Genomic DNA, 13,444 nt, shown 5'->3' on the forward strand with positions numbered 1-13,444 from the left:
TAATGAGTCCTGAGCCTAGCATGGAGAATTCCGTTGGTTCTGTTCGCGGCCTGACAGCCATTTTCGTTGGAATAGCCGGTTTAAGTGCGCTGCCTGTTTCCGCCGTTGCAGCCCAGGATGGTGTTGCTGACTTTTTCAAACAGGTTATCAGCAATGCCACCTATCAGTCCGAAGCCGTTGTAACCGCCTTTCGCGAAGCCCCCAATGACCCTGATAACAAAGGAATTGAGGACGACAAAATTGAAGGCTGGTCCCATCTTTCAATGGATAGCAACAGTTTCATTGGCGATTATTGGTCCTTCGGGCTGGGACTGGATGCCATTGCCTCTACCTATCGGGGCGGCGAAAGAGGCATGTTCACAGCCCCAGGAAAAGGAGAAGGTCAGGGTCGATATGTTGACCTAAACCGTTTAACCCTTTCCTATCTGGGAGATGATGCCGAATTCCTGTTCGGCAAGGACACCATCCCGATGGGAGTAGGCGAACTTTATTCCCCCGCCGATCTTTATGGCAATACCAACCTGGTCAATCCGCAGCAAAGCGTCGATGTTGGTGTCTGGCAGGCTCGAACCGACATTTATGTCGGCAGTGACCGCCTAACATTCATCGTCCTGCCCCTTTCAGAAAGCGGGCCATCGGCCAACGACAAATCACGCTGGTATGCAGGCGGTTCAAGCGGGTCCGAATTTACCAGCCTTAAACTGCCTGCCGTTCCCTTCGGCATGACCGCCGAACTACAAGATGCTGGCTATAACAATGATGACCCCGGCAATTGGGGGTATCTTGCCGAATATAAAGGAACCGCAACCGGGTTTGATTATTTCGCCAGCGCCTATACCGGCCCCAGCCCATATGCAGTGTTAAAGGATCCCCGGTTAACCAAACTTAATCTGTTTACTGTGGAACATCCAAGGGTTAGCATCGCATCAACCGGGGCGACATTCACCGAAGGATCATGGAAGTTTTACGGTGAAGGTGTCGGGTATTGGGCCCACCACGGCAAGGATGACGATGTTGCCCGGATGATGCTGGGCACCAAGTATCGCGAAACAAAATTTGCCAATTCTCTGGGCCTTAACGAAATTACACCTATTGTTGAATTCAACAAGGAATGGCGCCTGCAAAAGCAATCGCACCCTGATTATTCGGTGTCTTCGGAAGATACACGCCCAAACCCGCAAAACATCATTGCGGCACTGACCGTAACTGTTAATGACGAATGGAAATTTGGCGGCGCCTATGATCGTTCGATCCGTGATCGCGATTCATTAACCCGTTTGTTTATCCGCTATGAACCCACCGACAATCTATGGCTGTCTGTCACCGCCATGGATTTTCACGGCGGCGAAGAAACGGCATTTGGCAGTTATCGCCGTAACGACAATGTCGCGCTTAAGATGCATTACAGCTTTTAATCACCCCTGAGCCGTGCCCTGTTTTACCTGCAACACCGTTTACCACCCGAGCCGGCTTCACGAGAATATCCTTTTCTTGTGTCCGATTGCGTCATATGATACATAATTTAACGTCACTTGATACATCGACACCTGAAAAGGTCATCTCATGACAGTCCCGCCAGCACCGCCAGCGAATCCGATTTATTCCTTTGTCGGTCTGCCCGAGCAAGGAACATCGCCCCATGCCCTGCTGGACCAGATTGAAAAAGGCATACCGGTTGCCGGTGTGCGTAAACTGGCCGTTTTTTTGTTTCCAGACGCCGGAAGCCGTGCTGTTGAACATTTGGTTTCACGTTCTACGATCGAGCGGATAAAGCGCAGCCGAAACTTGCGTTTCTCGCGTGCAGCGACCGAACAAATTTATCCGGTGATCAAAGTTACCGCAAAAGCAATGGAGCTTTATCCTGGCGAGCCGGAAAAAGCCGTCCGGTTTTTGCAAAAGCCGCACCCGATGCTAGGGGGTATTGCCCCGCTGGAACTGGCCCGCAAGTCGGGCGCCGGGGCCGATATGGTCATGAACCTGTTTAACCGGATTCAGGCTGGCCTTACCGTATGACGCACCGCCTTTTGCCTGATGTGCGATATGGGTACCGCATCGGTGACCCAACAGGCATTTATCCAGTATATTCCGCCGACGGTGCCCGTCTGTTTGCCGGGCGTTGGCACGATGTCGGGCGGCCTGTTATTTATTGCAGCGAACATTATTCAACTGCGATGCTTGAAAAACTGGTGCATTTCAATGGCGAAGTTCCCAATGGTCAGCACTTTGTAAAAATCATCTTTCCGGCCGGGATTTCCTATGAAGTTTTTAGCGCGGCCCACCACTCCGACTGGCACGCAGAAAACGAACAAACCGCCCGTCAGTTTGGTAGCAAATGGTTCCACGAAAAGCGTTCCTGCATTTTGCTGGTTCCATCCATTGTTGCGCGCGAAGAACACAATATTCTAATTAATACTCTTCATCCTGATTTCAGCCAGATCACAACCGGGTTGGAACAGCCGATCTGGTGGGATGACCGGTTGTATCAATAAATCCGTCTTACCGACAATCATAAGCCCTGAACCGCGATCCCCGCATATATCCCTCATCTATTTCAGCAAGTATTCCAGAGTAACACCGCCTGCTTTTGCATCACCCTCCGTGCTTAGGGTGTCACAAATGACATGCTTGGTTTCAACGTAATAGATATCACGCATAAAAAGGGGTGGCACCCAACCACCCCTTAATATCAAGGTTCTTGCAAACCAAAAGTCGTGCAAAAATCACACCCCGGCAGGCATGTTTTCAGCTTTACGTTCCACCCTGCGCGGGGCAGTAATTTCTTTCCACTTGGACAGGGCCTTGTTAACGGCCGGGTACGGATCACGGCGGATAAACTCGCCATCGCCGCATTTGGCAACCACAACGCCTTCTTCGGCAGCAATACGCCCCCGACTGATGGTGTAACGCGGCAAGCCTGTCACTTCCATGCCTTCAAAAACATTGTAATCAATGGATGAAACCTGATGTTTCGCCGAAATGGTTTTTGAAGCCTTCGGATCCCACACTACCAAATCAGCATCGGCCCCAACCAGAATGGCACCCTTGCGCGGATAGATATTTAAAATCTTGGCGATGTTGGTTGATGTCACCGCAACAAATTCATTGGGTGTCAAACGACCGGTATTGACACCATTGGTCCACAGCAACGGCATACGATCTTCGAGGCCACCGGTTCCATTGGGGATTTTGGTGAAATCCCCCATCCCCATGCGCTTTTGTTCCGAAGTAAAGGCACAATGATCTGTTGCCACCACTTGCAAACTGCCCGCAGCAAGTCCGTTCCATAAACCATCCTGATGCAGTTTGCTGCGGAACGGCGGCGACATAACCCGGCGTGCCGCATGGTCCCAATCGGCATTAGCATATTCACTATCATCAAGCACCAAGTGCTGAATCAGCGGTTCGCCAAACACACGTTTGCCATTCTGACGCGCGCGACGAATGGCTTCATGGGCCGGTTCACACGATACATGCACAATATAAAGCGGAACATTGGCCATATCAGCAATCATGATGGCACGATTACACGCTTCGCCTTCCACATCAACCGGGCGGGAATAGGCGTGCGCTTCGGGGCCGTTATTACCGGCATCTAGCAGGCGTTGCTGCAAGGTCGCAACCACGTCACCATTTTCCGCATGAACCAGCGGCATGGCCCCCAGTTCAGAACAGCGCGAGAAGGATGCAAACATTTCATCATCATCCACCATCAAGGCCCCTTTATAAGCCATGAAGTGTTTGAAGGTGTTAATGCCCTTTTCCTCGACGACGATTTTCATCTCGTCAAAAATCTGTTCGCTCCACGACGTAATCGCCATATGGAACGAATAATCGCATACCGCCTTGGATGATTTATTGTCCCATGCCTGCAACGCCTCCAGCAGCGATTGATCGGGTGATGGCAAACAAAAATCGACAACCATGGTGGTACCACCGGCGACCGCGGCCTTGGTGCCAAATTCAAAATCGTCCGCCGAATAGGTACCCATGAATGGCATTTCCATATGGGTATGCGGGTCGATCCCGCCAGGCATGACATAGCACCCGTCGGCGTCAATCACCTTGTCGCCCGAAAGGCCCTTGCCAATCGCGGCTATCTTGCCATCTTCAACCAGAATATCGGCTTCATAGGTCAGGTCTGCGGTAACGATGGTTCCGCCACGAATAACCATGGACATGGGTGGCTCCTTATCTATCGGTATCGGGGTTGGATGGGTACGCGCTGGCACCCGGTCCCTGTAACTTCAGGGAAAGTCGCCCGGCAACATTGGGGCCGCCGCCGGGCGTTACTCAGGTTAGCTTACATTTTATCTGTAACGACGTGGGTCCAGGCACCTTCCGGTTTTTTGGTAATAACCGGGTCAGAACCGCCTGACAGCAAGCTGTCAACCGTCCGGGTATAGGCATCCTCGCTCAAAACGCCATCCGTGCTCAGAAGTTTGCCAACTTCTTTCATCATACGGATCTGATGTTTTTCGGTTTGCGCCCCGGTCGCATCATTATCCAGAATAATCTGCGCGGCATCTTCCGGGTGTTCCTTGGCCCATGTCCAACCCTTCATGCTGGCAGCAACAAAACGCGACATTTTATCAACAAAAGCCGGATTTTTCAGCTTGTCTTCCATCACATAAAGGCCGTCTTCAAGCGTCGCGACACCCTGATCTTCATATTTGAAAACAACCAGATCTTCGGCCGGAATACCGGCATCAATCACCTGCCAGTATTCGTTATAGGTCATGGTTGAAATACAATCGGCCTGCTTTTGCAACAACGGGTCAACGTTAAAGCCCTGTTTTAAAACCGTAACACCCTTGTCGCTGCCATCGGTCGGAATGCCCAGTTTCGACATCCAGCTTAGGAACGGGTATTCATTACCAAAGAACCAGACACCCAGGGTACGCCCCGGAAAATCCTTGGGCGAGGTAATGCCGGTATCTTTCAGGCAGGTTAACTCCATACCCGATTTGGCAAAGGGCTGGGCGATATTGACAAGCGGCACACCCTTTTCACGCGATGCCAGGGCTGACGGCATCCAGTCCACCACCACATCGGCACCACCACCGGCAATCACCTGCGGCGGCGCAATGTCGGGGCCACCGGGATTGATGGTGACATCAAGGTCGGCGTCTTCGTAAAATCCTTTATCCTGGGCCACATAATACCCGGCAAACTGCGCCTGGGTTACCCATTTAAGCTGCAAGGTCACTTCATCAGCCGCCATCGCCGAAAGCGATGTCAGGCCAAATGCCATCCCCAGAGCCGTCGCAAACACTTTTTTCATTTTATTGAAGCCTCTCCACAGGTTGAAATTCAATCCTCCCGACGGGTCGTCTTTTTTTTCTGCCTTAATGGCGACGTACCCGAAATGACGGATGCCACGACGTTACCTTGCGTTCCGCAAAGGCCACAGCTCCGTAAAAGGCAGTCCCGGCAAGGGCTGCCAATGCAATTTCTGCCCACACCATATCCACATTCATGCGTCCGACTTCGGTTGAAATGCGAAAGCCCATGCCAACAATGGGTGTGCCAAAAAACTCGGCCACAATTGCGCCAATCAGCGCCAGGGTAGAGTTAATTTTAAGGGCGTTAAAGATAAACGGCAGGGCCGCTGGCAAGCGCAAGCGAAACAGCGTGGACCAATAACCCGACGCATAGGTCGCCATCAGATCTTTTTCCAGCCTTCCTGCCGCACTTAAACCGCTTACGGTATTCACCAGCATCGGAAAAAACGTCATGATCACAATCACCGCGGCTTTTGACTGCCAGTCAAAGCCAAACCACATCACCATGATCGGTGCGACACCAATAATCGGCAGAGCCGAAACCATATTGCCCAACGGTAACAGACCGCGTTTCAGAAACGGCACCCGGTCAACCGCAATCGCCACGATCAAGCCACTGCCACATCCCAAAACATACCCGGCAATCACGGCCTTCAAAAAGGTTTGCCGGAAATCATCCCACAAAATGCCGGTCGAACTGGCAAAGCGCGCGCCAATCATGCTTGGTGGTGGCAGCAATACCTGCGGTACACCAAACCCGGCCGTGATAACTTCCCATAAAAACAGCAACCAGATACCAAAGGCCACCGGCACAATAATATTAGCGGTTTGCTGTTTACCGTTTTCCAGACTGTGATAATTGGCAATAACGTCTATCGCGCGCCACACCAGCGCCCATAACGAGAAAATGAACATCCAGAAACCATAGGATGCATACCCTGCCAGCCCCTGATGATAGAGTGCCGCCACGGCCTGCCAGGCACCAAAAACCACAACTGCCAATACAATGCAGGCGCGCAGAACGCTGGTGACGCCATACCAGGTAAAAACAACACCGGCGACCACACAGGCCACCATCGCACTGGCAAGCCCGGGCAAGTCAGAAACAAAGGCGACATTCTTGCCGGTATCAATGTCGACACCCGATAATGGAAACACCAGTGACAGCAACGCAAAAACTGCGGCCACCAGGCAAAATTTATCAAGTTTACCGGTCATGCCCGCACCCCCATGCGTTCAAGCACCCGTTTTTCCATTAAACCCACAATCACCACCATCATCGCAGCCACAAAGGCTGCGGTTAACAATGCAGCCCAGATTTGCACCGTTTGCCCGTAATAGGACCCGGCCAGCAAGCGTGCGCCCAGGCCCGATTGTGCGCCGGTTGGCAATTCGCCAACAATGGCACCAACAAGGCTGATGGCTATCGCCACTTTCAGGCTGGCAAACAAAAACGGCATCGCCGATGGCCAGCGCAGGGCGGCAAAGGTTTTCCAGCGTGATGCATTATAGGTGCGCATCAAATCAAGCTGGATATGATCAGGGGAGCGCAACCCCTTAACCATGCCAATGGTCACAGGGAAAAAGCACAGATAGGTTGAAATCATCGCCTTGGGGATCAAACCCTTAAGACCAATCGCCCCCAGCACCACAATAATCATCGGTGCAATGGCCAGAATGGGAATGGTTTGGGATGAAATCACCCACGGCATCAGGCTTTTTTCAAGTGTTTGCACATGAACAATGCCGACAGCCAGCACAATACCCAAAAGCGTGCCAATGCCAAAACCCAACAAGGTAGAGGATAACGTTACCCAGGTATGGTAAACCAGCGAGCGTTTGGACGTAATTTTAGTGGCAAAAATGGTTTTATACATTTCCTGCGCCACCTGGTGCGGGGCGGGTAATACCGGGCGATCCTGCGCAAGGGTTGCTTCCACCAGTTGCAATGGCGTCCAGTCCTGTTTGGCTCGGGCATAACGGTCAATCTGACCAGGCATGTTCATAAACACAGCCCCGACATACCAAAGGACAAACAAGCCGATCAGCATTACGCAAACCGGGCCGGTCTGGCCTTTCATCATGCGGCCCCAAAGGGTTGGCCCCGCCGCAGCAGTTGGCAAGGTTGCAGCATCAGTCGTCATAGCTATGCCCTGCCCGCAGCCCTTCGCGTACACGATGGGCCACTTCCAGAAATTCCGGGGTTTCGCGAATATCCAGGGTGCGATCTTTGGCGAAATCGGTTTCGATGACGTCAATGATCCGGCCCGGGCGCGGCGACATCACCACAATTTTCGACGACAAAAATACCGCCTCGGGAATGGAATGAGTGACAAACGCAACCGTTTTGTTGGTCCGCGCCCACAATTTCAATAATTGTTCGTTCAAATGATCCCGCACGATCTCGTCAAGCGCCCCGAACGGTTCATCCATTAATAACAAATCGGCATCAAAGCTGAGCGCGCGGGCAATAGAGGCGCGTTGCTGCATGCCGCCGGAAAGCTGCCAGGGGAATTTCTTCTCAAACCCGTTTAATTCCACAAGTTTCAAGGCTTCATGAGCGCGCCGGAGGCGTTCTTCTTTGGAAAGTTCCATAATTTCCAGTGGCAAGGTCACGTTGCGTTCAATTGAGCGCCACGGCAACAAAGCCGGGGCCTGAAACACATAGCCATAGGAACGGTCTTCACGCGCCTGTTGTGGCGACACCCCGTTTATAAGTATATCGCCGCCCGTTGCCCGCTCCAGATCGGCAATGACACGCAAAAGCGTTGTTTTTCCACAGCCCGACGGGCCGATAAACGAAACAAACTCACCCTTGTTAATGGTTAAATCCACCTCGGATAACGCATAAACCGGGCCATCGGCGGTTTGAAATGTCAGCGACATTTTTTGAATATCAACAACCACATCCTTCGATGCGGCCATCGGCGCCACATTATTGACGACTGCCTGTAACGTCATGGGTGTTCCCCTGATCGATGTCTCTCAAAAACCTCCCTCAGGGACGTTGCCCTGAACTTTGCCGGTTTATTTTATGGCCCGTTTGCACAGATGGCGCACAGGTGTTTTACCGGTCAAAGCAGTCTGGCGAACGAACGGGCCGTTCGCCTTTAGAAATCAGTTGCCGTCCGTCAGGCGGGTATAGGTCGAAGGGCGACGGTCACGGAAAAATTGCCAGTTATTGCGGGCTTCGCGCACCATATTCATGTCCATGTCATGAACAATCAGCTCGTCCTGATCGCGTGATGCTTCCTTTTCAATCACGCCGCGCGGATTAACAAAGTAGCTTTGCCCGTAAAATTCGCCAATATCCCAGGGTTGCTCGCGGCCCACCCGGTTAATCGCACCAATATAGCAGCCATTGGCAACGGCGGATGCCGGCTGTTCCAGCTTCCAGATATATTCAGAAACCCCTGCAACCGTAGCAGACGGATTAACGATATATTCCGCACCATTTAGGGCCAATGCGCGCCAGCCTTCGGGGAAGTGGCGGTCATAACAGATATAAACGCCCAATTTGCAATATTGGGTTTCAAAAACCGGCCAGTTGGACGCGCCCGGTTTGAAAAAGAACTTTTCCCAAAACCCGGAAACCTGCGGAATATGGGTTTTGCGATATTTACCCAAATAGGTCCCATCGGCGTCAATCACGGCGGCGGTATTGTAATAAACCCCGGTAATGTCTTCCTCATAGATCGGAACAACAATCACCATTTTATGTTTGGCGGCCAGTTCACACATGAGTTGTGTGGTCGGCCCGTCGGGAATTTTCTCTGCCGCCGCATACCATTTGGCATCCTGGCTCGGGCAGAAATAGGGCTGGGTGAACACTTCCTGAAAACACAGGACCTGCACCCCCTTTTTGCCAGCTTCCTCGATATAGGGAAGATGCGCCTCGATCATGGCCTGGCGAATTTCTTCTGGTGACTGATCCGTACTGCCTTTCAAAGACATCTGAATCAATCCGCCTCTCAGCATCGACATGCGAGATACCTCCTTGATAATGTATGCGTTCTTGCCGGTTTTTACCGATCTGGATGTGAACGCTTGTGTTGGTTTTCGCCATCAAACCCGGTTGATGGCGAAAACCGGAATCTTTGTTTGCCTGGATGCGACCGACCCCGACAAAATAAGACGGCGCGGCCCGCACCGGGCCACGCCTGCCTGTTACCCGTTAGACGGGAAGTTGAACTCCGCACCGGAGCGAATGCCTGTCGGCCAGCGCATGGTAACGGTTTTAAGCTTGGTATAGAAATGCACCGCTTCGGGACCGTAAATTCCGTGTGATCCGAAAATCGACCGTTTCCAGCCGCCAAAGCTGTGATAGCCAACCGGCACCGGAATGGGCACATTCACACCGACCATGCCAACCTGGATACGATCAACAAAGTTACGCGCCGCATCACCATCACGGGTGAAAATCGCGGTACCATTGCCATATTCATGCTTGTTGATCAAATCAACCGCCGTGTCATAGCTGTCCGCACGCACAACCGACAGAACCGGACCAAAAATTTCGTCGGTATAAATCGACATGTCCGGGGTAACGCGGTCAAACAGGGAACCACCCACGAAATAGCCGTTTTCATAGCCCTGCAGCTTAAAGCCACGGCCATCAACAACCAGTTCGGCACCTTCCTTCACACCGGCATCAATATAGCCAAGAACCTTGTTCTTATGTGCTTCGGTAATGACCGGGCCCATATCGGCGTCGGTATCGGTCGAAGGACCAATTTTAAGCGCGGCAACCTTGGGTGCCAGCGCCTTGACCAAACGATCCGCTGTTTCTTCACCAACAGGCACCGCCACTGAAACCGCCATGCAGCGTTCACCCGCCGCACCATAGCCAGCGCCCATCAGGGCATCCACGGCCTGGTCAATATCGGCATCGGGCATGACGATCATGTGGTTTTTCGCCCCGCCAAGCGCCTGGACCCGTTTGCCATTCGCTGTGCCGGTTTTGTAAACATATTCCGCAATCGGGGTGGAACCAACAAAACTGATGGCCTGTACGTCGGGATGATGCAACAGTCCATCAACAGCGACCTTGTCGCCATGCAGAACGTTACAAACGCCCTTGGGCAACCCGGCCTCATGGAGCAATTCCACCACCAGATTGGCTGCCGACGGGTCGCGTTCGGACGGTTTCAGAACGAAGGTATTGCCGCACGCAATCGCCATCGGGATCATCCATAACGGCACCATGGTCGGGAAGTTGAACGGGGTAATCCCGGCAACAACACCCAGGGCATGACGATCCGCACAGGCATCCACCGATGTGCCGACATTGCGGCTGAAATCACCTTTCAACAAATGCGGAATACCACAGGCAAATTCCACCACTTCCAAGGCACGGGCCACTTCGCCCAGCGCATCGGGGTGGGTTTTGCCATGTTCAGCCGAAATGGTGCTGGCAATTTCATCGGCCCGTTTTTCCAGCAGGCCCTTATAGGCAAACATCACCTGAGCGCGTTTGGCCGGTGGCGTTGCCGACCAGCTTTCAAACGCAGCCTTGGCCGTGGCAACAACGGTGTTTACATCGGCTTCCGATGCCAGCACCACTTCACCAGTCTGCTCCCCGGTTGCCGGATTGAAGATGGCGCCGGTCCGTGTGCTCTCGCCACTGGTATGTTCGCCGCCAATGATATGTTCGATACGTTTCATAACTCTTCTTTCCGTGCTGGATCAGTCAAGATTCTTCAGAACATCGCGCAGGGTTCCGAACAATTCGTCGATATGCGATTTTTCAATAATCAGCGGCGGCGACAAGGCAATGATATCGCCCGTCGTGCGGATCAGAATGCCCTTCTCGAATGCCTGCAAAAAGGCCGAAAATGCCCGTTTGGTCGGCTGGCCCTCGATGCTTTCAAGCTCGATGGCGCCAATCAGGCCAAGGTTACGAATATCCTTCACATGCGGCAGGTCAGCCAGGCTGTGCACCGCATCTTCCCAATATTTGCCAAGCTCTGCCCCACGGGTCAGAAGGCCTTCTTCCTCGTAAATCTCAAGCGTTGCCAGGCCCGCGGCACAGGCAACCGGGTTGCCCGAATAGGTATAACCGTGGAACAGCTCGATCATGTTTTCCGGGCCGGTCATGAAGGCATCATAAATGGCATCGGTGGCAAAAACAGCGCCCATCGGAATGGTGCCGTTGGTCAGGCCCTTGGCCGTCGTCACCATGTCGGGCTGTACACCAAAATAATCGACGGCAAACGGGGCACCAATACGACCAAAGCCGGTAATAACTTCATCAAAAATCAGCAGGATGCCGTGCTTGGTGCAAATTTCGCGCAGGCGTTTCAAATAACCCTGCGGCGGGATCAACACACCGGTCGAACCTGCAACCGGCTCCACAATCACGGCAGCGATGGTTGAGGGGTCATGCAAGGCGCACAGGCGTTCCAGGTCCTCGGCCAGCCATTCGCCATTTGTCGGCTCGCCGCGGATAAATTTGTTTTCTTCGGGCAGATGGGTATGACGAATATGGTCAACACCGCCCAGCATGGTGCCAAAGGTTTTCCGGTTGGTCGGAATGCCGCCCACCGAAATGCCGCCAAAGTTCACCCCGTGATAGCCGCGTTCACGCCCGATCAGGCGGGTGCGCTGGCCTTCGCCACGGGCACGATGATAGGCAATGGCAATTTTAAGCGCGGTTTCAACCGATTCCGACCCGCTATTGGTATAAAAGACATGGTTTAAATCACCGGGCATCAACTGTGCCAGGCGCGTTGCCAGTTCAAACGCCTTGGGGTGGCCCATCTGAAAGGCCGGGGCGTAATCAAGCTCTTCAAGCTGGGCGCGAACGGCTTCATTGATTTTGGCGCGCTTATGCCCGGCATTGCAGCACCACAAACCCGCCGTTCCATCCAGGATCTGGCGGTTATCATCGGTGGTGTAATACATGCCTTCGGCCGAAACCAGCATGCGCGGAGTTTGCTTGAACTGGCGATTGGCCGTAAACGGCATCCAGAAGGCGGACAAATCATTGGGGCGGTTGTTTGATGTGGCGGCAGTCATTGTTATCAGGTCTCCCGAACCCTGTTTGGCTTTGCTGGCATCACATATGCCAGTCAACTGGTCGATCATGGCACAGCCGAATTTTGACAAGCAACGACGCTTGCCTGCCATCGGCAACAGAACGGTATCTCGCATGACATCTTGCGATCAAGACATGCAAAACTACAGCACAATGACTGTAGCTGTCAGTACCGATTTCGTGCAACTAACCCGTAAGAGCATGACATCGAAGCGATCCCTGTTTTTTATTGTTTACGACACATTTATGTCTATCTTCACTGCCCGGCGCGGTTGTTTCCGCACATGTGGGATGAAAACATGCCTCGCAAATTCAGACTTGCTTTTTAGCTGTTAAAACAGAGATTATTTGAACCTGACCAAACGGTCAAGATAAATACATATAAACACGGGACGGGGTTGATGACCGCATCAAACAGACCGGCAAACGGCGCACACAAAGCTGCCATCCGTCTGGAAAACGAAGTCCAGATTCTTGCCGCAGCCGAACGGGTTTTTGCCGATTTCGGCTTCAAGGGGGCCACCACCGCCCGCATTGCCGAGGTTGCCAATGTTCCCAAGGCCAATGTCCATTATTACTTCGCCACCAAAGAGGCGCTTTATCGCCGCGTGATCGAAAATGTCTGCTCGCAATGGCTGGAAGCCGCGATGACATTTGAAAACACTACCGACCCCGCCACCATCCTGCGCGGCTATATCGAAGCCAAAATGGACCTCTCGCGCAGCACCCCCTATGGCTCGCGCGTCTGGGCCCATGAAATTGTCCGTGGGGCCAAATTTTCGTCCGATTATATCTCCACCACGGTCAAGGACTGGCTCGATGGCCGGGTACGCATCATCCGCCGCTGGATCGCGGAAGGCAAAATGGACGATGTTGAACCCTACAGCCTGATGTACATGATCTTCGCCACCACCCAGCACTATGCCGACTTCTCCAGCCAAATCGAAATTTTCAACGGCAACCAGCCGTTGAGTGACGCACAATTTGCAGAAGCGAAGGAAAATGTGGTGCGGATTATTTTGAGGGGGGTTGGGTTAACCTAAAAAATCAAAAAAAGGAATTTCAAGAAAAATAACTATATATCATAGACGAAAAATCCATCAGCAGCCTAGGCTCAGGACTCATT

Annotated in this window: 12 protein-coding genes; 4 read left to right on the plus strand and 8 right to left on the minus strand. The window is 52.7% G+C overall.

The window, feature by feature from the left end:
- From THS27_RS24680 to THS27_RS24690, 3 genes are all read left to right on the plus strand, one after another.
- A partial coding sequence (locus tag THS27_RS24680; RefSeq protein WP_210403009.1) for a hypothetical protein occupies window positions 1–1,415 on the plus strand: 1,415 nt, incomplete at its 5' end.
- 148 nt (window positions 1,416–1,563) lie between these two features.
- Window positions 1,564–2,013 (plus strand): antitoxin Xre/MbcA/ParS toxin-binding domain-containing protein, encoded by a 450-nt coding sequence (locus THS27_RS24685; protein WP_085595455.1) that lies wholly within the window; start codon window positions 1,564–1,566, stop codon window positions 2,011–2,013.
- Window positions 2,010–2,489 (plus strand): RES family NAD+ phosphorylase, encoded by a 480-nt coding sequence (locus THS27_RS24690; protein ID WP_085595457.1) that lies wholly within the window; start codon window positions 2,010–2,012, stop codon window positions 2,487–2,489. Before THS27_RS24685 ends, THS27_RS24690 begins: the two co-directional genes overlap by 4 nt.
- A 231-nt stretch (window positions 2,490–2,720) precedes the next feature.
- Here the strand turns inward: THS27_RS24690 and hydA are convergent, their stop codons facing one another.
- From hydA to THS27_RS24730, 8 genes are all read right to left on the minus strand, one after another.
- On the minus strand, window positions 2,721–4,178 hold the full coding sequence (hydA, locus tag THS27_RS24695; RefSeq protein ID WP_085595459.1) for a dihydropyrimidinase: 1,458 nt from the start codon (window positions 4,176–4,178) through the stop codon (window positions 2,721–2,723).
- 122 nt (window positions 4,179–4,300) lie between these two features.
- On the minus strand, window positions 4,301–5,281 hold the full coding sequence (locus THS27_RS24700; RefSeq protein ID WP_085595461.1) for an ABC transporter substrate-binding protein: 981 nt from the start codon (window positions 5,279–5,281) through the stop codon (window positions 4,301–4,303).
- 64 nt (window positions 5,282–5,345) lie between these two features.
- The gene (locus THS27_RS24705) at window positions 5,346–6,500 is read right to left on the minus strand and encodes an ABC transporter permease (RefSeq protein ID WP_085595463.1); all 1,155 of its coding nucleotides are present in this window, start codon (window positions 6,498–6,500) and stop codon (window positions 5,346–5,348) included.
- A complete protein-coding gene (locus tag THS27_RS24710; protein ID WP_085595465.1) occupies window positions 6,497–7,426 on the minus strand; it encodes an ABC transporter permease in 930 nt (309 codons plus the stop codon). Before THS27_RS24710 ends, THS27_RS24705 begins: the two co-directional genes overlap by 4 nt.
- Entirely contained in the window at window positions 7,416–8,207 is a 792-nt protein-coding gene (locus THS27_RS24715; RefSeq protein ID WP_085595472.1) for an ABC transporter ATP-binding protein, read from the minus strand. The genes THS27_RS24710 and THS27_RS24715 overlap by 11 nt, the downstream gene beginning before the upstream one ends.
- Before the next feature lie 192 nt (window positions 8,208–8,399).
- A complete protein-coding gene (locus tag THS27_RS24720) occupies window positions 8,400–9,266 on the minus strand; it encodes a nitrilase-related carbon-nitrogen hydrolase (protein ID WP_085595467.1) in 867 nt (288 codons plus the stop codon).
- Between the two features lie 183 nt (window positions 9,267–9,449).
- Window positions 9,450–10,946 carry a CoA-acylating methylmalonate-semialdehyde dehydrogenase gene (locus tag THS27_RS24725; RefSeq protein WP_085595469.1) on the minus strand — a complete coding sequence of 499 codons (1,497 nt, stop codon included), beginning with the start codon at window positions 10,944–10,946 and terminating at the stop codon, window positions 9,450–9,452.
- A gap of 21 nt (window positions 10,947–10,967) precedes the next feature.
- Entirely contained in the window at window positions 10,968–12,299 is a 1,332-nt protein-coding gene (locus THS27_RS24730) for an aspartate aminotransferase family protein (protein WP_085595474.1), read from the minus strand.
- Between the two features lie 420 nt (window positions 12,300–12,719).
- Between THS27_RS24730 and THS27_RS24735 the strand changes: the two genes are divergently transcribed.
- The gene (locus THS27_RS24735; protein ID WP_085595471.1) at window positions 12,720–13,361 is read left to right on the plus strand and encodes a TetR/AcrR family transcriptional regulator; all 642 of its coding nucleotides are present in this window, start codon (window positions 12,720–12,722) and stop codon (window positions 13,359–13,361) included.
- The last annotated feature ends 83 nt before the right edge of the window (window positions 13,362–13,444 follow it).

The sequence above is a fragment of the Thalassospira sp. MCCC 1A01428 genome (assembly GCF_002115825.1).
Taxonomy (GTDB): Bacteria; Pseudomonadota; Alphaproteobacteria; order Rhodospirillales; family Thalassospiraceae; genus Thalassospira.